The sequence below is a fragment of the Providencia sp. 2.29 genome, assembly GCF_015832305.1.
In the GTDB taxonomy this organism is placed as follows: Bacteria; Pseudomonadota; Gammaproteobacteria; order Enterobacterales; family Enterobacteriaceae; genus Providencia; species Providencia stuartii.
Genome location: NZ_CP065420.1, coordinates 150,851 through 171,908, shown reverse-complemented (window position 1 = coordinate 171,908; position 21,058 = coordinate 150,851). Strand labels below are relative to the sequence as shown.

16 protein-coding genes are annotated in these 21,058 nt (G+C 40.9%); 5 read left to right on the top strand and 11 right to left on the bottom strand.

Annotated features, from left to right (window positions below):
* The first annotated feature begins 78 nt into the window (after positions 1–78).
* From I3B46_RS00720 to I3B46_RS00705, 4 genes are all read left to right on the top strand, one after another.
* Complete coding sequence (locus I3B46_RS00720; protein WP_004926277.1) at positions 79–1,641, top strand: hypothetical protein; 1,563 nt, start codon at positions 79–81, stop codon at positions 1,639–1,641.
* Between the two features lie 71 nt (positions 1,642–1,712).
* Positions 1,713–2,663: a carbamate kinase family protein gene (locus tag I3B46_RS00715; RefSeq protein ID WP_040132653.1), complete on the top strand. Its 951-nt coding sequence runs from the start codon at positions 1,713–1,715 to the stop codon at positions 2,661–2,663.
* 58 nt (positions 2,664–2,721) lie between these two features.
* Positions 2,722–4,098 carry an amidohydrolase family protein gene (locus tag I3B46_RS00710; RefSeq protein WP_104873078.1) on the top strand — a complete coding sequence of 459 codons (1,377 nt, stop codon included), beginning with the start codon at positions 2,722–2,724 and terminating at the stop codon, positions 4,096–4,098.
* A 304-nt stretch (positions 4,099–4,402) separates the two neighbouring features.
* Positions 4,403–5,212 carry a hypothetical protein gene (locus tag I3B46_RS00705; protein ID WP_230088974.1) on the top strand — a complete coding sequence of 270 codons (810 nt, stop codon included), beginning with the start codon at positions 4,403–4,405 and terminating at the stop codon, positions 5,210–5,212.
* Positions 5,213–5,266: 54 nt separating this feature from the next.
* Here I3B46_RS00705 and uxuA read toward each other — a convergent pair whose 3' ends face one another.
* The gene (uxuA, locus tag I3B46_RS00700; RefSeq protein ID WP_004926272.1) at positions 5,267–6,457 is read right to left on the bottom strand and encodes a mannonate dehydratase; all 1,191 of its coding nucleotides are present in this window, start codon (positions 6,455–6,457) and stop codon (positions 5,267–5,269) included.
* Positions 6,458–6,500: 43 nt separating this feature from the next.
* On the bottom strand, positions 6,501–7,811 hold the full coding sequence (locus I3B46_RS00695) for an MFS transporter (RefSeq protein ID WP_004926270.1): 1,311 nt from the start codon (positions 7,809–7,811) through the stop codon (positions 6,501–6,503).
* A 216-nt stretch (positions 7,812–8,027) separates the two neighbouring features.
* On the opposite strand from I3B46_RS00695, the gene I3B46_RS00690 reads away from it, so the two are divergent.
* Positions 8,028–8,744 carry a FadR/GntR family transcriptional regulator gene (locus I3B46_RS00690; RefSeq protein WP_104873079.1) on the top strand — a complete coding sequence of 239 codons (717 nt, stop codon included), beginning with the start codon at positions 8,028–8,030 and terminating at the stop codon, positions 8,742–8,744.
* A 40-nt stretch (positions 8,745–8,784) separates the two neighbouring features.
* Here I3B46_RS00690 and uhpT read toward each other — a convergent pair whose 3' ends face one another.
* The 9 genes from uhpT to I3B46_RS00645 form a co-directional block, all read right to left on the bottom strand.
* A complete protein-coding gene (gene uhpT, locus I3B46_RS00685; protein ID WP_004926266.1) occupies positions 8,785–10,185 on the bottom strand; it encodes a hexose-6-phosphate:phosphate antiporter in 1,401 nt (466 codons plus the stop codon).
* Between the two features lie 29 nt (positions 10,186–10,214).
* Positions 10,215–11,003: an inositol monophosphatase family protein gene (locus I3B46_RS00680; protein WP_080728250.1), complete on the bottom strand. Its 789-nt coding sequence runs from the start codon at positions 11,001–11,003 to the stop codon at positions 10,215–10,217.
* Between the two features lie 595 nt (positions 11,004–11,598).
* Entirely contained in the window at positions 11,599–11,853 is a 255-nt protein-coding gene (locus tag I3B46_RS22245; protein ID WP_004926263.1) for an acyl carrier protein, read from the bottom strand.
* Complete coding sequence (locus I3B46_RS00670; RefSeq protein ID WP_104873080.1) at positions 11,850–13,985, bottom strand: hypothetical protein; 2,136 nt, start codon at positions 13,983–13,985, stop codon at positions 11,850–11,852. The genes I3B46_RS22245 and I3B46_RS00670 overlap by 4 nt, the downstream gene beginning before the upstream one ends.
* Positions 13,986–14,089: 104 nt before the next feature.
* Positions 14,090–15,139 (bottom strand): hypothetical protein, encoded by a 1,050-nt coding sequence (locus tag I3B46_RS00665; protein WP_104873081.1) that lies wholly within the window; start codon positions 15,137–15,139, stop codon positions 14,090–14,092.
* A gap of 3 nt (positions 15,140–15,142) precedes the next feature.
* Entirely contained in the window at positions 15,143–16,450 is a 1,308-nt protein-coding gene (locus I3B46_RS00660; RefSeq protein ID WP_104873082.1) for a hypothetical protein, read from the bottom strand.
* Between the two features lie 21 nt (positions 16,451–16,471).
* On the bottom strand, positions 16,472–18,709 hold the full coding sequence (gene sctE / locus I3B46_RS00655; RefSeq protein WP_163761892.1) for a type III secretion system translocon subunit SctE: 2,238 nt from the start codon (positions 18,707–18,709) through the stop codon (positions 16,472–16,474).
* Between the two features lie 6 nt (positions 18,710–18,715).
* Positions 18,716–19,420, bottom strand: coding sequence for an IS6 family transposase (locus I3B46_RS00650; protein ID WP_121875320.1), 705 nt, complete (start codon positions 19,418–19,420; stop codon positions 18,716–18,718).
* Positions 19,421–19,526: 106 nt separating this feature from the next.
* A complete protein-coding gene (locus I3B46_RS00645; protein WP_163761891.1) occupies positions 19,527–21,011 on the bottom strand; it encodes a DNA/RNA helicase domain-containing protein in 1,485 nt (494 codons plus the stop codon).
* Positions 21,012–21,058: the final 47 nt, after the last annotated feature.

The window sequence follows — 21,058 nt, the reverse complement described above, 5'->3', positions numbered from 1 at the left end:
ATACGCTGTGATTCACCTGAGCAATAGGGTTTTTAATCATGACTGCCCCCGCAGTCTCTTCTTTGAAGGATACATTCCATGAGTGTAACGAAACTAAAGTGGAAACGTGGTGACTGGGCGGCCTACTTCGGGCTGATGACCAATAACTTAACCAATCTGCTCACTATGATGGGATTACTGATCTTTGTCGTCGGCATCCCTAAAGATCTTGTTTATGGACGTATTGCACCTGCATTTGGTTTTGCCGTATTGCTAGCGAGTATCAGCTATGCCTATTTTGGTCAGCAACTCGCCAAACAGACTGGGCGCGATGATGTCACCGCACTGCCTTCCGGCCCAAGCGCTCCCTCTATCTTTACCGTGACCTTTTTGGTCATCATGCCGGTTTACCAAACGACTCAAAATGCCGAGTTTGCGATTCAAATCGCACTGGTTTGGTGTTTTGTAGAATCGATGATCCTTGTCGGTGGCTCATTCCTCGGCGAAACTATCCGTAAAATGATCCCTCGCACCGTATTGCTCTCCTGTCTCTCTGGGTTAGGTTTGCTATTACTGGCAATGAACCCGATGTTACAGGCTTTTGAAGCGCCTACCGTTTCATTTATCGTATTACTGCTCATTTTTATCAACTGGTTTGGTAAAAAACCTATCTTTGCGCGTATTCCAACGGGGTTATTACTGCTTATTGCAGGAACTGTGCTGGCGTGGGTCTCTGGCTTACAAAGTCCTGAAGCCATTAAAGCCTCCGTTGCCTCATTTGGCTTTAACCCGCCCGGTATTCATATTGATAGCTTCTTACAGGGTCTACCACATGCCTTACCCTACTTGGCTTCAGCCGTACCATTAGGCTTAGCAAACTATATTTTCGACCTTGAAAATATTGAGAGCGCCCATGCCGCTGGCGATGAATACAATACCCGTAAAGTAATGTTAGCTAATGGATTATCCTCTACTGTAGGCTGTTTTATGGGTAACCCATTCCCTGTCACTGTCTATGTGGGTCATGCAGGTTGGAAAGCTATGGGAGCCAGTATCGGCTATACACTCGCCTCTGGTATTACCATGTTCATCGTACCGTTGTTCGGTCTAGGCGCTTTTATGTTAGCCATAATTCCGATGACGGCTATTGTGCCTATCCTAGTGTTTATTGGTGTTGTCACTGCTAACCAAGTGGTGCGAGAGACACCGAAAGTGGAAGTGCCTGTCATCTTTATCTGTCTGTTCCCTTGGATTGCCAACTGGGCACTGACCATGATGAACAGCATGATGGGGGCGGCGGGAACTTCTGCGGCACAAATCGGCACAGATGTCTTACTCAGTAAAGGTGTTTACTACCAAGGTTTAGTCCATCTCGGGAATGGTGCGCCATTAGCCAGTATGTTATGGGGCTGTATCGCTATCTTTGCCATTCTCAATCAGCCACTACGTGGGGCTATAACAGCCGCCGTAGGCGCGCTACTGGTATTCTTCGGTATTATCCACTCACCGATGGTAGGGATAGCACAAGGACCCGCCTTGATGTTTGTATACGCTTACCTCATGATGTCGGGCTTATTTGTGATGAAATACTTCTTAGATAAAGGGAAATCAATAGAAGCGCAACAACCTGAAACCGCTGAGAAAATCAGCAAATCAGTGTAATGCCATTAACCTCCGATCGTCGATGTGCTGAGCACATCGACTTATAGACTCTGTATCAGGATACAATAACAATGAAAGAACTCGTGGTTGTTGCCATCGGGGGCAACAGTATTATCAAAGATAACAACGGCCAATCGATTGAAGCTCAAGAAAAAGCGGTACAAGAGGTCGCTTCCCATGTCTGTGATATGCTTGAGGGTAATTACAATATTGTTCTGACTCACGGTAATGGCCCTCAAGTGGGATTAGATTTACGCCGTGCCGAAATCGCTCACACCGTTGAAGGGCTACCACTCACACCATTAGCAAACTGTGTCGCTGATACACAAGGTGGTATTGGCTATTTGATCCAGCAAGCCCTGACAAACGCCTTGGCAAAACGCCATCACCGCCAAGCGGTGACCATTGTGACTCAAGTTGAAGTCGATAAAAATGATCCTAATTTCCACTCACCAACCAAGCCTATCGGCGCATTTTTCAGCCTAGAACAAGCTGAGAAGTTAAAAAAAGCCAATCCCGACTGGCATTTTGTTGAAGATTCTGGCCGAGGTTACCGCCGTGTCGTCGCCTCACCGGCGCCTAAGAGTGTCATCGAATCAGCGGCTATTCGGACGCTCAGTGAAAATAACTATGTTGTTATTGCGGCTGGTGGTGGGGGGATCCCTGTTATTAAAAATACGAATGGCGGTTTCCAGAGTGTCGACGCCGTCATTGATAAAGATTTATCAACCACATTGCTAGCAAAAGAGTTAAAAGCCGATATTTTGATTATCACCACTGGCGTAGAGAAAGTGTGTATTCACTTTGGCAAACCTGAGCAACAAGCGCTTGGGGAGGCGACAACAACAGAGATGCTGCAATATATGCGTGAAGGGCATTTTCCAGCGGGAAGTATGTTACCCAAAATTGAAGCTAGCCTGTCATTTCTCGCCAATGGTGGCAAACGCGTGATCATTACAACGCCTGAGAGATTGCCACAAGCCTTACGCGGTGAAACTGGCACGCACATTGTTCAAGGTTAGCCCCACACGATTGCAGGTTACGCCGAGTAACTTGCAACCCTCTCATTAAGGAGTTTTTATGCCATCCAACAGAAGAGAGTTTCTTTCAACGAGTGCAAAACTGGCAGCCACCTGCACGCTATTTGGAGCGATATCCGGTATTGCTGCCGCAGATAATGGCCCCACCTCATTAAATAGCACGACCACCATTAAAGATGATCACTACTATCTTGATGATGTGTTACTGGAAACAGGCTTTCGTTACCGTGATGCGAGCGTGATTGGCACCAAAACGGCCCTACACACCCTTGAAATTAAAAATGGAAAAATTGCAGCACTTCTCGCGAATAAACAGCATATTGATAAGCAATTAGCAGCCTATAGTGCAGATGGTAAACTCATGCTACCTGCTTTTCGTGATATGCACATTCACTTGGATAAAACCTTTTATGGTGGACCTTGGCAAGCTCCCGAATCACGAGAAGGTAAAACTATCCTTGATATGATAGCGCTTGAACAAAAGTTGTTGCCGGAATTACAGCCGTATACTCAAGAGCGCGCACATGCGCTTATCAAACTGATCCAATCCAAAGGATCAACGATAGCCCGCAGTCATTGTAATATTGAACCCGTTTCCGGTCTTAAGAACCTTGAAGCGCTCACTCAAGTTCTTGATCAGCACCAGCAAGACCTAACTTGTGAAATTGTTGCCTTTCCTCAACATGGGTTATTGTTATCCAAAGCAGAGCCATTAATGCGAGAGGCAATGCAGGCAGGGGCGCACTATGTGGGTGGACTTGATCCCACGAACGTTGATGGCGCAATGGAAAAATCGCTCGATACCATGTTCCAGATAGCGCTAGATTATAATAAAGGGGTTGATATTCATTTGCATGAAACAAGCCCAGCTGGTCGCGCAGCTATCGACTATATGATTGATACCGTCGATAAAAACCGCACTCTTCGTGGTAAAGTGACTATTAGCCATGCTTTTGCTCTTGCAACACTGACACCTGAGCAGGCACAAGAAACCGCACAACGACTCGCCGAACAACACATAACTATCGCCACCACAGTGCCTATTGGCACCTTACATATGCCACTAAAAACACTCAATGAAAACGGTGTCTTTGTGATGTCTGGAACCGATAGCGTGATTGATCATTGGTCGCCATTTGGCCTCGGTGATATGTTAGAAAAAGCGAATTTATATGCCCAGCTCTATACCCGCCCCGATGAACTATCCCTATCACGTTCACTGGCAATTGCCACCGGTAATAAGTTGCCATTAGATGACAAAGGTAAACAAGTGTGGCCATTAGTTGGGGATGATGCCAGCTTTGTACTCGTCGATGCATCCTGCTCCGCAGAGGCGGTCGCCCGAATTTCGCCAAGGCAAGCCAGTTTCCACAAAGGGAGCTTAGCGTCAGGCGCGATTAAAAAACAAATAAGCTAATTTAAGATGCTATCATCTTTACTCTTAAAAAGAGAGTTTCGTATATGCGGCTCTCTTTTTATTCTTGTATTATGTTAACCCTATTTTAAATCTATTTTTTATTTATCTTTCGGCTACGATAAATATGTGTAGTGTAACTGATACCAGATATTGAATCCCCTTGTTTATCTAGTCACTAAATTATTTCATCCTATCTGCAATCCCTTTTGTACTCAAAAAAATACTATTTTGGTAGTAATCCTATTATCAGGTTTTTTTTAATTATTATAATTCATACCTCTAATTTCCAATGAGCACTGCTACTATGCAAGATAATATTCAATTACCTGAAAAATTAATAAAAGCATTTCCTACAAGAGAATTACAGTTAACCCCACTAAAAGGGGATGGTGGCATAATACGCTTAATTTTTCTTGTTCTCGTTCTTATCGGTTTAACCGTTTTTGTTGCTTTTCAATTACCTGGTATCGCGTATGACTATAAAATTGGTCAAAATGCGGTTCCTGTTAATGCCAATATAAATGGCTCTTGTAGATCAAGTTTGATGGTTATTACCCATTGTAATGTTAAGGTGACATACCGCGGCCACACTGTTTCACATAGCTTTGGTTTCCTAGGAACTTCACGAAATGTTGCCGTGCAACCAATCGCCGATGCCAATGATCTATCACGCTTAACGGTTGATGTGGCTGTCGAAAATGTGATGCTCCGCTTTGTAACTACAATTATTATCATCGCATTATTAATTTTTAGCCTTGTATTTATTATTTACCGCTACATAGCGAACAATAAGATCAGAAAAGTATTATTATCTAGCGGCAAAATGCCACTAAAACTTATCGCTGTTCCTGCCAAAGTTGTTAATTCTAACCGCCTATTGATGGTTTCTTATAAATTCAATTTAGATGGTAAAAAAATATCGACTGGCTATTCAGGCAATAAAAAAACATCCCCTATAGTCTTCGAAGAAAATGGCAAAAAATATGCTTTAGCCGTTTGTGAACCGCAAAAAAACATTCCTTATATATTGGATTTATCATTAAAAAGAATTCAAGCCACTCCGGAAGAAGTGCAACACTTTCATCTCGCATTACAGGAAGAAGGGCTAATTTAATCTCTTTATTACCCAGTTGGGCCTAGATAGGCCCAACTCACTTAGTACTCAGAATTATTTTAAATCAGGGAAAAAGACTCGTTTAATCGCCAATTCAACACCACGAACTTCCGCTAATCCTTTTAAACGCCCAATCGCAGAATAACCTGGATTCGTTTTCTTTTGCAGATCATCCAACATTTGATGCCCATGATCAGGACGCATTGGTATGCGGCGCATATTACCGACTTTTTGGCGACGATCTTCTTCCGCCAAAATTGCTTTAACCACGGCAAACATATCCACATCGCCCCCTAAATGCGCTGCTTCATGGAACGTTTTTGGATTATCTTCACGGCACGTCGAGCGCAAGTGTGTAAAATGAATACGATCACCAAATTGCTCAATCATTTTGACTAAATCATTATCGCTTCTCACGCCGTAAGAGCCTGTACACATAGTGAAACCGTTGTGAAGGCTATCCACCGTCTCTTTTAGCCATTGCATATCTTCAATCGTTGAAACAATCCGCGGTAAACCTAAAATAGGCCGCGGTGGATCGTCAGGATGAACGGCCATTTTCACGCCAACCTCTTCTGCTACGGGGATAATGGCTCGTAAAAAATAGGCCATATTCTCACGCAACTTAGCCTTATCAATGCCTGCATAAGTTTGTAAATGTGCTTTGAATTGTTCAAGGGTATAGCCTTCTTCTGCTCCCGGCAGGCCCGCAATAATATTACCAACCAATTTATCCTTATCGGCTTGGCTCATTGCTTCATAATAAGCTTTGGCTTGAATAAGCTCTTCAGCCGTGTAATCTTGCTCAGCCCCCTCGCGCTGTAACAAATACAGTTCGAAAGCGGCAAACGCTATCTGATCAAAACGTAATGCCTTCGAACCATCAGGTAATTCGTATTCCAAATCAGTTCGTGTCCAATCCAGTACGGGCATAAAGTTGTAACACACCGTATCAATACCGCATGCAGCGAGGTTACGAATCGATTGCTGGTAATTAGCGATATGCTGTTCATAATCACCACGATGTGTTTTGATCTCTTCATGAACAGGAATACTTTCTACCACTGACCAGACAAGGCCTTTAGCTTCGATTTCCGCCTTGCGTTTTTCTATCTCTTCGATAGTCCATACTTGCCCATTTGGGATGTGGTGCAAAGCCGTTACCACCCCTGTCGCCCCTGCTTGGCGAATATCACTCAAAGAAACAGGGTCGTTAGGACCATACCAGCGCCATGTTTGTTCCATATTACTCACCTCAATATGTGGGCACAGACAAGTGCCCTAAAAATTACTGTGTAACGGTTTCTTCAATCGGAGTTTTAACGATGAAGAAGTAAGCTAATGCACCCGCGAAGGTCACCATTGAGCAAACAATGAGCGCCCAGTTAAATGAACCGGTTGTATCTAATACCCAACCTGTAACAATCGGTGCGAATGATGCGAAAACAAAGCTACCAAAGTTCTGAATACTGCTTACGGAAGCGACCATTTTGCTTGGTGTCACCACTTGCACGAGTCCCCAGCAAGAAGTGCCCGCAAAATGCACAAAGAATAGCGCCAAGCTGATAAAAGCAACTGCCATCGCGGTAGATGTCGATTGCACGACCAATAAAGTGCAAGCCGCTGAGCAAATCAGCCCTAAGCAGATAAGGATTTTCCGGCTATTCATCAATGAATAACCTTTTTTCGCCAGTCGGTCTGCCACCATGCCATTGACCAGCATCCCTAGCGAACCGAATAAAAATGGAATAGCGGCGACCCACCCTGTATTGGCCAAGCTCAACCCACGTTCGGCCTGTAAATAGCCTGGTAACCATGCAAGGTATAACCAGCCGGTATAGTTCACGCCACTGAAGCCCAAAATCATGCCCCAAACTGTACGTTTCTTAAACAGAGCACCCCACTCTTTCAATGTCACTTTCTGTTTTGGCTGCTCCTCACGACCTGAGTTGAGATATTTCAAATCCTCTTCAGAGAGCTTTAATGATTCACGGTTACGGTAGTAAGCATACCAACACACCCCGATTAAAATTCCAGCCACACCAATGATGATAAACATCATTCGCCAGCCAAACGCTAACATGAGAGCCACAAGGATAGGTGGCGCAAACGCCTGCCCAATTGTGGTCGAGGAGTTGAATATCCCCATGGGAATGCCGCGCTCTTTGGCATTAAACCAATCATTCACCACTTTAACGCCACTTGGCATAAAGGGAGCTTCGCCGACCCCAAGGCCGATACGCAGCGCAATAAATTGCCAGAAGTTTTGGATCAACCCTGCCATACCTTGCATCGTTGACCAGAAAATTAATCCTGCTCCTAACACAATACGTGGGCCAAACCTATCGAGTAGTAAACCAGAAGGAAGCTGTGAGATACCGTAAGATAATGAAAAAGCGGATAACAAAACACCAAATTGAGTTGCTGAAAGCCCTAAATCAGCTCGGATAGCTTCGTTAGCGACCGAAAGAGAGCCTCGGTCAAGAAAGTTAATGATCCCAGCTAGAAACAGCAGCAGTAACGAGATCCGTTGAATTTTCTTAATCCTGGCGGTTTTTGCAATATTATCGGGTGTTATGTCAGATGCTGAACTCTGCATAGTTACATCCTCAAAAAGTAATTATAGTTGTCATGTGACCTGAATGACCGATGGCTTGATTGTCAGGTGGTCAGGCCGGTATTATAGTTATTGAATTGAGAAAAAATTAACTTGATATGGCTCACAGATCTGTTTTTTTGTGATTCAGATTAGCAGTCAATCAGGATTAAAGCGTATGATATGTGCCGATATGGATGAGCATACCGAGGAATTAACATGGCATTAGCCCCACTGAAAGTTGAACGATTATACCGCCAGATCTCAAACCTTATTATTGAGTGTATAAAACGTGGCGATTTCAACGCAGGAGAGCCGTTGCCTTCTGAACGAGAACTGGCAAAACAGATGGAAGTCAGCCGATCATCCATCCGAGAAGCTTTTATTGCACTGGAAATGACAGGTTGGATTGAAATTCGGGTTGGTAATGGGGTCTATGTGGCAAATCCGTTACCGCAGTTTGAGTCCAAAAAAGAGGCGGTCAGTACAGCAACAGAAAAAGATGAAACAGAATTTAGCTTACGCGATTTATTGAAGGCGAGGCAATCTTTCGAAACCATGATTGCAGAACTTGCTGCCCGCAATGCAACTGATGAACAATGTGCTGAATTACAAGAGATTATGAAAGATCTCATCAAACAAAAAGATAATGATGAAAACTTTTTGCGCGAGGATAAACGCTTCCATTTGTTAATCAGTGAAATGACAGGCAATGAAGTATTACACAGCATGATGGAACACTTATGGGATATGCGACAATCAACACGCTTTATTCGCATGGAGTCACACTATGCGGATATTGATTTACCCAAAACCATGAATGAAGACCATCAATTAATTGTGAATGCAATTTTGGATAGAAACCCTAAAGAAGCCGCCAAATGCATGCATAACCATTTACAACATGTCTATGAGTGCTTCTTCAATATTGAATGATGCTCTACCCCATAGGTATATGGGGTAGAAAACACATCACTTAATGGCCGATACTACGGTCACGGCGAATTTTACGCTCCTCATAGAAGGCGACTACCGCTAGCATCACAATACCTACAGCGGTTGCGGCAAATAACAGATAGAAAGTATCTGACCAACCATGAAACGTGAAGCCCCCCACTGAGATACCTTTCCCTGTTGGATCAGCGATACGAGACACTAACACTTTTGCCATTCCATCGCCAAACAGATAACCAAAGAAGCCTGGAATGGAGTTCACTACCGCGGTTGCACATTTTGGTGCAAAGCCAATGATAGAGATGCCGATTAAGATCACAGGGCCAAAAATAAAGAATCCTTCAAAGAACAATGCAATATAAATGCCCCATACGCTGGACATATTTTGATAAGCGATTAATGGGAAAATCACTGAAATCATACATAACATACCGAGTAATGCGCGGCGACCGCCCATTTTATCGGACACATAACCCCAAGTGAGTGATCCTAGAAATCCGCCTAATTCTAATGCCGTAATCGTACCTATCGCGGAAATATCATCCCAATCAAGCGCCATTTTGACATATGCCACACTCCAGTTATCAACACCAATACGGATGGTATAAACACAAAGGTTGGCAAAACATAAAAACCAAACCGCCGGATTTTTCAGCACATATTTCACAAAAATTTCAGATTTTGACATACTCTCCGCGGCGGTATCATCTTTGGAGATTGGTTCATCAAAAATCTCTTCTGGCGTATTCCACCCTAACTCAGACGGATCATCTTTACCGAAGAACATCCCAAATGTAGCAATAACCCCAGCAAAAAGAATTGGGAAAATAAACATTCCTGCCACATTGCCATTAAAGGCATATTCCATACCAAATAATGCAATCGGCCCAGCTAAAATTGCCCCGATATTATGTGACGCATTCCACCAAGAGATAAAACGGCCTCGATTTTTTCTTGGCGTCCAACGGTTTATGGTTGAATTAGAGCAAGGGCCGCCCGGCGCTTGAAATAGACCCGTTAGCGCCCATAAGAAAATAAAGATCCCGAGAGAATGCCCTGACGAAAGTAAAAACATCCCGATAGCAAATGAAGAGGCACACGAGAGCATTAATAAGAAACTGAGTATTTTCTTGGTATTTTTACCGTCAATATAATACGAGAGTAATACACGGCCTAGACTGTATGTAATAGAGAACCCAAAGCCAACTGTGCCTAAATCACTTAATGTAAAACTGGTTTGTTCAATAATAAATGGGGTTGCTGCTTTGAAATTATAGCGAAGAAAATAGATCCCTGTATAAGCCAAACACATCACGATGAATGGCTCCATAAACTTTCTTAACCATAAATCACGTTGTACAGAGAGGGGTATTTTTCCTGCCGGTAGCCTTTTAATATCAAAAAACGAAAATTTAGAACTCATATTATTGACCTTTTACTAATTTTATTATTTTAATCTCTAAATGAGGCGAGTTGCTGATATACCCCAGGGCTAGATGCCAACACATAATTCCCTTTTAACAAGAAATCGTCCTTTTCTTTATAGTTATTCATGACACCGCCAGCTTCTTGAATTAACAATAAGCCCGCAAGGCAATCCCATGAATTTAAATGAGGTTCGTAATAACCAATTAATTTCCCAGCCGCCACATAAGCCAACATTAATGCAGCAGAGCCATTGCGTATAAACATTCCTTTTGCGTGGAGCAATTTATCGAGAAAAGGAATAATGTATTCAGGCGACAGACGCGTTGAAATACCAACACCAAATAAACCTTCATTCAGGGATTGAACAGCATTAACTTGGATAGGTGATTGGTTTAAATAAGCGCCATGACCCGCCATTGCATGAAACAACTCCTCCTGTACGGGATCATACACAACCGCAATTTGTGTATTTTGTTGTTCATCCAAGAGGGCTATCGCAATACACCAAGAAGGCAATCCAAAAATAAATGCACTTGTGCCATCAATAGGATCAACAACCCAAGTATATTGCGATGCGCCTTGTGTATAACCCCCTTCTTCACCAAATAGAGCATCGAGGGGGTATTGCTGATGAATTTTCTCACGAATAAATTGTTCCGTATTTTTATCCGCAATAGTGACTAAATCCTGCCCATCCTCTTTTTTCTTTTCAATATTTAATTGGTTTCGGTCATGATAGTAAGATACGGCTAATTTGCCGGCTTCAATAACGACTTGTTGAATAAACGTATATCTCGCTGAAATCGCATTCATCCCCATCTCCAGATAGTGAAATTAATGTTTCGAAATATATGTTTAACGAATCGTACATTCTGTGATCGATTTCATGAGATGATGATTTAATGTAATTTTTATTTTATAAAATATATTTTATTTTTAATAGCTTATTGTTGTAAAAAGAACATAAATAAAATTATCAAATTAACCCCATTATTTTTCATTTTCTATTTTTTGTTTTTTTAAAACAAATTTTTCATAATCAACCCAAAAACAAATCTTTTTATGATGACTCAATGCCGATTTTAAGCGATAACGCTAACGAGCCTTTTGTTAATGGCTCGCCTAAGTACCACTGGTTTTTGGATTTGCCATGAGATTATCTTTAACTGGCTAAATCAGATTTATTTTGTGATATGTTGTTTTGAGAAAATACTCGTCGATGGCTATTTTTCAATATAAACACAAAGACGTTTGTATTAATAGAATAAACAGATGGTCTAATATTATGTGAATTTAACATTAAGCAGTAAACAGAATTACTGTTAAAGATGTTGTATATAGAACAAGTACGATTACCACGGATATGACCTGAACATCCTTGTTATCAGGTCATGATGTAAAAATAATTTCAGGTCTTCGTTTGAGAAAGGTAATCAACAATATCCTGTAATCGATGCCATTTTACCCAGATATTATCGTTTAATCGTTGGCCAGTGTAATCTTCAATGGCGGTGATTAGCTCAAGCATTTCCAATGAATCAATATGTAGATCTAAAATTAAGGTCGAATCCATCGTAATGGGTTTATGGATCCCCGAATAGGCACGGATCGCTTTTATTTGCTCCGTCAGCCATGTTTGATGAATTAAATTATCTGTACTCATGACCTATTCCCTAATTTAAATCGCTGATCATCGCCGATATAACGTTTTTTCTGTGACAAATCTCTAGCCTGCCCACCTGACGTCGTATATACCCGATTATCCGTATTCACCTGCCAACGATAATTTTTCTTCGTCACATCGCTATCTGCTTTTTTCTCCGTGGTTTCAGTATCATGAATAGGCAGTGCTCCAACCGGTTCGGCACTCTCTTTTTCAATAACGACTGTTGCCGTTGGCTGCTCTTCCACAACCTGTGCCACCTTAGCGTGATAAATCCCACTTGCATGGCTGCTCAACGGAAAACTTGCTTTCGATTGAACAGCCGGTTTCTCTTTATCATCTAGTGATTGTTGTGTATCTAACTGGCGCGTAGCTTGTTCAGCCGCTAATGACGTGTCTTTCAGCACCATGGCAGAGCGATTTGCCACATCCAGCATATTGCTTAATTCAGTTGCCACTTGCTTTGCCGCATCCACTAAATGTGAATGGCTATTCGGTTGTATCTGAGCATCAAACAGATGATCTGTCTGTTGAGTCACTTGCTCTTCTAACGACTGAGAGTCGATTCCATCTACTGCTCTTTGTCGTTGTGCTGCAATGAGCTGTTGATCGGTCGGTTTTGCACTCTCAACCTTGGAATCACTCGCGCTATACTGCAACCTGCCTACAGGGTTTGTGCTTTGGTTAAATCCCCCGCTGGTGATCACAAATGGGGCAGTTTGTTGTGTATTTGGTAACCATTTACCATCCATTGTGCGTGTATACCCCCCCATTTGATGGCGAGGAGGAAGTTCAGGAGCCTCTTTTTCTTGATTGGATTGCAGCAGAATCGCCTCATTGACCCCTGTTTGTGGCTCAGTGCTCTCTGATGTTTCACCACTCGATTTATCTTTTAACGCTGGCTGGTGAGAGGCGCTATCATCAACTTGAGTGGCGTTATTTGGCGGTGTCGGGCTATCCTGTTTTACAATTTTCCCGTCACCGCTGAGCTGAACATGCAATTCAGTTCGGTAGGTTGTTGGGGTTTCCGCCGCTGGTGTCGCGGTTTTTTGCGCTATCGTCTTACTCGGCGCCGCCTGAAAAGAGGCCGCGCTGTCAATATTTACCGTCGTTGCCACACTACCATAACGACTCGGTGTATCGGACACCTTACAAATACAGTGAGGGCAAGCATAATTATTAGTTATATAATAATTATTGATGATCGGCGCTGATGTTTGGCTACTGGTTTGATATGGCACACCATCCACATCATCTGACTGCTGTGGATTGGTCAATAAAGTTGGCTGTTCTTGTCTTGTTGCTTTTGGTTTCATCTGTACAGGAGCATGATCTGCACTCGGTACACTCAGCTTATTTACAAGAATAATTTCAATGTGTTCCTCTAAATTTTGAAAACATTGATTCAATCTATAATTCTTATTACTCCAAGATTTTAACTCTTGGCTCGACTTAACCCCACGCTCAAATCCTGTTAGTTTTTCCTGTACTAACGTTGGATTTAAAAAATGATTAACCAGTGTTGTATCATCAATCTGTTGAGCAGAGTCAAGACCTGCCATCTGCTTCAATTGACTATCAGTATAAGTTTCATTTAATTTAGCTTTAATCGCAGGCGTAACATATTCCGATAAAAACCGTGTTTGCAGTTTGCTTTCAAATTTAGGTAATAAATTGAATAATTCGCTACTTAAAGTTTTACTTGATACTTCCGCTGAGGACTTAGACATCACCGCAATATTTTTGGCAAGACTATTTAATACGGAAGAAGGAATTTCATCTTTGCTTAATAATGAAAAGGAAGTTAACACTGCATTGATATTATTCTTGTCTTCTCTTAGAACATTTACAATCATATCAGGTGTCAGATGATATTTTGCTACTAAATTGTCTGATGAGTTTTTTAATAATGTAAATAAGTTATTTGCTTTAGCACTATCAAGCTCACGATGTAGAACTTTACTACTTGCAAAAAAATTGATTCTTTTTCCCATTTGTATAGGGCTACTATCACCGATATTTAAAGCTCCATTCATAACATTTAACAATGTATGAGTGGATTCATTAGCCTGAATATTACTCCTATGCTCAACGGTGCTTCGCATAGTTGTAGAGGGAGAGATTGTTGGCATAGAAACTCCTTTTAATTATATAAATATAATTAGCCATTTCGATACAATAGAATAGAGCAGGGTATTTAAACCCCACTCTATTAAGATACATTGTCTTTAAACAGTTATGTATTAGCAAAACCTGCATTATATTGAAATAGGTCTTTTAATAACTGAATTAATAATTGAGTTAAAGTTTCAAAATGGCTATTATCTTGACGGAAAGCTTCTAATAAACGGGATACACTATTATTCACTGAATTTTTTTTACTATCAATCGCCGTTTGCATACTTTGGAACGCTTGGGAAATTAGGTCACCATCACCATCTAATCCAACACCATCTAATCCAACACCATCAACTATTTTTTTTATTTCCTTGACAACATTAAAATCAGGGTAAATTTTAATTTTTCCATCTGTTTCTTTCACAATAAAACCTTGCCCTTCTAATTTTTTCTTAAAAAAACTTGCCACCCCCTCTATAGTAGATCTTGTCACCCCCTCTTTAAAAGATATAGAAGCGATATCATTAATAAAATCGCTTATTCTATCATCATCAATAACATCCTCTCTCCAAGCATCCCATTCCGTACCGGTTTTCGGTATAACATAATCCTTTAGAGCTATCATAAATTGATTATTAAACTTTGACCTATCAAAGCGTATCTTACCATCTTTTCCTGCTGAAATATAAGTACTCAATAAGCCTAATGCTTTATTAAGCGTTTCCATATATTTCGTCGCCCCTTTAGTTATTTCACCAAAGCTTTTTTGGTAGTTAGAGTTAATATTATCAATTAACCCCTTGATACTTTTAATGTGCGATCGGCCATCCTCAGTTTTTGTAATTTCCGCCGACATTGAGGCAATAAGATTACTGGTTTTATCCATTGAATCTTTAAATTCAAATTGTGCAAGTCTCGTTAGTGCCAAGATTTGCTCATGGTCTTGCATATTATTAGAAATCAGGTAATTATTTTTTTCAGGGTAGTCAACACCATATTGCTGCAGGATTTTTTCAGCTCGTTCCTCTATAGGGAGTTCTAAATCGGGGACAAATGTCCCCTGTAAATTCAGTGGAGATACCACGCTATCATCATGAGTTATTGTCGCTGATGATGGTGTCATCGAAGCAAGAGCTGATGGTTGGATAACAATATTAACTCCGTTCATACTCTAACCTCTGGTTGCAACAGCTTGGAATGTACGGATTTGCCCCTCAATAATTTCTTTTAAAATATCAAAGACTTTTTTCATCAAATCCAGAACAGTATCAATCTGTTTTTCTTTATCACTTGCTATAGCACGTGCAGTATCACCAATATCTTGTAGCACCATTTTTTGGGCTTCTAGTGCTTTCACCTCTATATTAAGCGCAGAAGTTACCAATTGACCTGCGTTATCGGATAAACGAGTCATTGTTTCAATAATGCTCGATTTCTTTTGGGTCTGGTTGGTAATTCGATCGAGTTGCAGTTGCTCCCGCTCCGCTTTTAACTGCAATCCTTTAACCTTATCTTGAACGTTAGTAACATGTAACTCATTTTGTTGATCAAGCGCTTTATTTCCCGTTTTTTTCATATATGGGCGACTGCTTTCAATCTCTGATTGTGCTTGAGTAGATAATTTATGCCTTTCGACACCGTGAACATTAATAGCTTTGGTTTGTTTCACTAATTGCTTAGTTTGTAATGCCGCCCCCGCAAGTGTTACACCCAGAGAAACCGCAAATCCCATCAGTGCTCCTTCAAATGCTTTTTTACCCTCTTGAATCGTTGTATCTGCTGCACTTTGCACCATTTGCGTTTTTAGCTTTAAAAAATCCGCTTGTAGTTGGCGATCAGCGGTATTAATAATCGATTTAATCTGGCTCAGTAGGTTACGTAGCTCCATTAAAATATCGCTACTCATAATGCCGATAAATTGGCTCTCTTTTATTGCGTCAAGTGACTGAATACCAGGTTTTACATCCTCACTATTTGCTTGAGCCACTTGCACATCTTTAATTGCCGAGGCTGCCAGCATTAAATTAACCCCTTGAGATAATTGCTTGATCTCGCTTTCGTCCAAATTAGCGATTGTTGGGAACATTTTTTCCAACTTGCTATTTTCTTCCGTTATCACTTCTCTGACGGCTTTTTCAACTTTGATTGCTGTGACGGCAATATGCTCCTGAAGGTTTGCATAAGCCGATGAAAATCCGCCTATGACTTTCGAGGTCTCTTCAAGCTCGACCTTGTTCATGTTTTTCACTTCAAACAGGAGTGATGGACTAACCGTCGTTTGCTCAGGGAGCTTTAATAACGGCTTATCTTGCGTTCGTGGCACAGTAATATCGACAGCATCTTTGATGGACACTTGCTGTGCTGGTGCTTGCGTTGACATCGTTTGAGTTTCGCTACCGGTTAAAGTAGTCAGCCCCTCAAGATTGCCTAACTTTTGGGTTGGAATAGAAAACGGCGTTGGTGAGGAAATAGTCGTCATAATAGAGTTCCTTAATGAAAATTAGGCATAATTAGAGAGATTGATTGAATTAGCTTTACGCTCATTTGATTGTTTCAATGAAGTCAGCGTGTCAGTAAATAGGTTATTAAACACCTCATATTGTTTTGACAGCATCTTAATCAGAGACTCAAGCAACTCATCGAGAACTTTAATGATTTCATCATTCATCATCATTTTGGCGAATAGCGTCTTAAGCTCTCGTAGTTGCGCGGCCCCTTCTAAGCGTAATGCTCCAACAGTCACCGCACTTGTCACCGACGTCGCAACACCAGCCCCTTTCGCACCAACTTCGACACGTGACGCTAATAGGCTCTGTTTGCCCAGTTTTTTCCCTGTATCAACGATATCAGCAACATCCTCAACCTGATCAGCGACTTTATCGACCACTTTCACCGTATCTTGGATGCTATCTGCTTGCTGATGCACCTTATCAACGGTTTTCACGGCATCCTTAATACCGTCTGCTTGTTCATTCACCTGATTAACCGTTTTCACTGCATGCTTAGCGCTGTCTGCCTGTTCATGTAACTTGTCGACCGCTTTTGCAGTATCTTTGATGCTATCAGCCTGCTCATGCGTCCTATCAACGGCTTTTGCGATATTTTTAATATCACGAGCCTTCTTCACGACCTGATTGGCTGTTTTAACGGTACTTTGTAACTCTTCCGCCGCATCGGCTAATTTAGTAAATTTCGTTAATACCACCATGTCATCCGCGGCTTTGCCTAACGTTTTAATTTTACTGAGCAGGTTTTTAACGAGATTGACGATCGTATTTGCCATCGCCTTTAATGTGCTTTTCACGACAGTTTTCAGCGTATTGGCCGCAATTTTGACGACCGTTTTTACGGTATTGGCGATGTTTTTCACAAAAGAGGACATAGAAACCAAAGAGAGCGCCAGAAAAGCGACGGCTGCGACAACCATGCCAACAATGCTACCAATCTTTTTCGCCTCTTCGGCAGACATCCCAAACGATATCAACATATCCGTGACAACATTTGAAATTTCCGTCGCTAACATCTGCATTAAACTTGCATTACCCGTCTCTTCCAACACGATATCAGTGACAGAAATGGCGATACCGATTGCGGCAACGGCAAGGGTTAATGGTGCAGCCGCGCCGAATGTTGCGACTGTCGCAATAACAGAAACCGCTAACATGACGTAGCTAAAAATCTTACTGGCGCACGATGCGGCTTTATTGGCAGCATCTGCTTTACGCTGAGCCTCTTCGGCTTCTTTGGCTTTTTTCTCTGAATCTTTACGAGAGGCTTCGCTGATCTTAGCCATCACCTCTTCTTGCTCTTTCATATTGCGGATAGAGTTTTCATTCATCGCTTTTTTCAGCGATGCGGTTAACATGGTCAATAGAGCAAGCGTGTTTTCCCACTTTTCACCGTCGACTTCGACAGGGCGTGGTGCATTTTGGATAAATTTATTTAAAACGTCGCGATCACTATTAGCAGCCACAGTAAGTTTTTCTGCTGTCGAATACGCGGCCTTAAGATTGCTTTCAATCGTAGATAGTTTTAATTCTAAATCAGCAAGTTGGGTATTACTTTGCGCAAGCTGAGTCGTTAATTGTCCCCCCTGCTGTTTAAGCTCATTCACTTCCGTTGTTAGCTGTTCAATTAACTGAGTCAGTTTTTGCGCATCTTGCTTGTCATCGGCTGTTTTAGGGGGTTTTGGTATCCCACTTAAACTCGCTTTAGCAAAATCGAGTGCGTTCGTTTTACTGGCTAACGCCTGCTTATTTTCATTCAGTCGATTTTGCTGCTGGGTCTGTGTTTTCGTTAGCTCCTCTAACTCATTTTTGGTATTAGTATGGTCAACGCAAATAGCATTCACATCTTTTTCAGCTTGCTGTAGTTTTTCTGTATTTTTTACAAATGAATCTAATAACGCATCGCCATGTTGCCTCAGCGCATCGGATTCAATATTTAACTGATGCAGTTGATTACGTAATTCATTGATATTATTTTCACCTAATATCTTACGTATCGATGAGAAAGCCTCCATCATTGACACTCTTGCATTCACGCCTTTTTTCGGCTCTTGCAGTTGCGGCTGGCTTTCTAATTTACTGCGTTTCACTTGTTCATTTGATGTTAATTCTTCGCATGCGGTCTCCATACTTAACATCGCTTTGGCGATGTTATCCCCCATTTCTAATGGATTAACACCTTGCTGGGCTCTGTTGCAAATAGAATCGTGAAGCTGAGCTTTTCCGCTCAAAGTGGATTAAAGTCCGAATACTCTATTCACGAGGCGCACTTCTCCTAACGGTTGGCCATAGTAAAAATGTTCTGCTTGACCTTTGCGAAGCGCACGCATCACCTCAATTCCTTTAATGGTCGCATGTGCTGTTTTAATTGATTTAAACCCTAAGGTGGGATTTATCACGCGCTTCAATTTTCCATGATCACATTCAATGACATTATTGTGAAATTTGATTTGTCGATGTTCTACATGTGTAGGGCATTTTCCTTCTTCTTTGAGAAGGTTAAGCGCTCGGCCATAAGATGCGGCTTTATCTGTATTGATAACCCTGGGGATTTGCCATTTTTTAACGCGATTGAATATTTTTCTTAAAAATCGATAAGCTGCCTTGGTATTACGACGAGGCGAGAGATAAAATTCAATGGTGTACCCTCGGCTATCGACAGCTCGGTAAAGGTACGTCCATTTCCCATTCACTTTGATATAAGTTTCGTCTAAATGCCAATTGTTGAGGTCGGAGGGATTACACCAATACCAACGTAACCGCTTTTCTATTTCTGGTGCATAACGTTGAACCCAGCGATAGATTGTCGTGTGATCTACATTTACACCGCGCTCAGCCAACATTTCCTGAAGTTCTCGGTAACTGATACCGTATTTGCAGTACCAACGTACAGCCCAAAGAATGATAATACCAGTGAAATGACGACCTTTAAATGCATTCACCAAACGGACCTCATTAATGAAATAGTTAATTTAGCATACCGGCTACTTAAACTTTGCAACAGTGCCGGAAAAACGTTCTTTAGAAAAAAGCGATAAATCAATTCGTTTACTGGGATTGGGGAGGCGTTAATAGCGTTAAGCAACGGTCGAGGATAACGGGATTATTGAGGATCAGGATTTTGAGTTGATTGCGCGTGCGGGTCATGTTTTGGAATAACATTTTATTAGCAGGGTAATAAGAGTCACCAGTATAGGTCAAATCGCCATTTTTATCATAATTAAAATAAGGATCAACAATGACGGCAACATTATCAAATTCTTGCCCGATAACACCATGAGATTTTTGATTCGAATTATCTAAATAACGCTGATGAGTACTTGAACCTATCAATTGGGGAGTGAATTGTAATATTTCCCATTCTTTCGATTTTAAATCTAGCATAAAAAACATCATATCTGAAATATTGTCATAATATTCAAAACTTACATTACCACGATTTAAAACAGGGTCATTTTTTTTATTATTAAAAAAACCGCGAATAAATGCAGCAACCTCTTTATTTGTTCTTATTTTTTCTGATAGCGAATACGTAACGGCGCCAGCAAGAGATGATATTTTATCGGGGATATTATTTATTATTTCATTATGGTTTAAGGTTTGTGATTTATCATAAGAAAAAATACACTTACAACTACTTTGTCTAATTTTTTCTATAAAGTTAACATATTGATACGCTCTCATTCGTTGCGCTTCGTCTATGAAAATAACATCGTAATCATTGACATTGATATTCTCAATCTGTTTTATCGGTTGAATATCCCACCCTTGGTTATTTAAATAATGTTGCCCTGGATTTAAACCTCCACCATGAATGATCAATATTCGTTTACCTGAAGACTTTAAGTCATTAGCTATATCATAAACTAACAGAGTTTTTCCTGTTCCAGCACTACCAATAACCGCTGTAAAATGCTCCTCTGAAAGAGCATTAACTCTGGCAACCACATCCCGTTTGATATTACTTTGTTGCCCTGTTAAAAAATACTGTCCGTCTAAAAATTTATCCGTTGAGTTAAAAGGTGAAACTAAATAATTCGAAGGATTAAATAATGAATTTATATTTTTAATCTCACTCAAGATTTGACCTAATAATATTCCTTGCAGAAATTCAAAATCGACTACATTTAGGTTGTCATCTTTTAGAAAATATAACGAATCTGTCGATAACTCATAGGTGAAATTAAAAATTTTTTCATTGAGAAATTTCAAGTAGTAGCGATTTTGGATTAATTGTTTTTTTATTTTTTCTTCGGTACATTCGCGTTTTAGTTCTATATTGACAATATAATTGTCACCAATTCGGAGTAAATCAAACTCTTTACTGATTTGAGGGATTTTGTAACCGACAAAAAAATGATTAAATATTCTTTTATCAACGCATTCATAACCTAACTTTTTGACAAAGTTTTTTAATACTTCGACTTCATCCGGTTTAATCTCGATACCATAATATTGATAATAACGCGTAAAATAAGCTTCACTTAATGTATTTGCCGCTTGTGTGAGTGAGATTAAATTAATATCTTTCATTTGGGTTTCCTTACACCGTATAAAATGGTTATTTGGATGATTATACG

What these genes read in the sequence shown, in the direction of transcription:
- I3B46_RS00720 (WP_004926277.1), top strand. Translation starts at nt 79, where the DNA reads ATGAGTGTAACGAAACTAAAGTGGAAACGTGGTGACTGGGCGGCCTAC.
- I3B46_RS00715 (WP_040132653.1), top strand. Translation starts at nt 1,713, where the DNA reads ATGAAAGAACTCGTGGTTGTTGCCATCGGGGGCAACAGTATTATCAAA.
- I3B46_RS00710 (WP_104873078.1), top strand. Translation starts at nt 2,722, where the DNA reads ATGCCATCCAACAGAAGAGAGTTTCTTTCAACGAGTGCAAAACTGGCA.
- I3B46_RS00705 (WP_230088974.1), top strand. Translation starts at nt 4,403, where the DNA reads ATGCAAGATAATATTCAATTACCTGAAAAATTAATAAAAGCATTTCCT.
- uxuA (WP_004926272.1), bottom strand. Translation starts at nt 6,457, where the DNA reads ATGGAACAAACATGGCGCTGGTATGGTCCTAACGACCCTGTTTCTTTG.
- I3B46_RS00695 (WP_004926270.1), bottom strand. Translation starts at nt 7,811, where the DNA reads ATGCAGAGTTCAGCATCTGACATAACACCCGATAATATTGCAAAAACC.
- I3B46_RS00690 (WP_104873079.1), top strand. Translation starts at nt 8,028, where the DNA reads ATGGCATTAGCCCCACTGAAAGTTGAACGATTATACCGCCAGATCTCA.
- uhpT (WP_004926266.1), bottom strand. Translation starts at nt 10,185, where the DNA reads ATGAGTTCTAAATTTTCGTTTTTTGATATTAAAAGGCTACCGGCAGGA.
- I3B46_RS00680 (WP_080728250.1), bottom strand. Translation starts at nt 11,003, where the DNA reads ATGAATGCGATTTCAGCGAGATATACGTTTATTCAACAAGTCGTTATT.
- I3B46_RS22245 (WP_004926263.1), bottom strand. Translation starts at nt 11,853, where the DNA reads ATGAGTACAGATAATTTAATTCATCAAACATGGCTGACGGAGCAAATA.
- I3B46_RS00670 (WP_104873080.1), bottom strand. Translation starts at nt 13,985, where the DNA reads ATGCCAACAATCTCTCCCTCTACAACTATGCGAAGCACCGTTGAGCAT.
- I3B46_RS00665 (WP_104873081.1), bottom strand. Translation starts at nt 15,139, where the DNA reads ATGAACGGAGTTAATATTGTTATCCAACCATCAGCTCTTGCTTCGATG.
- I3B46_RS00660 (WP_104873082.1), bottom strand. Translation starts at nt 16,450, where the DNA reads ATGACGACTATTTCCTCACCAACGCCGTTTTCTATTCCAACCCAAAAG.
- I3B46_RS00645 (WP_163761891.1), bottom strand. Translation starts at nt 21,011, where the DNA reads ATGAAAGATATTAATTTAATCTCACTCACACAAGCGGCAAATACATTA.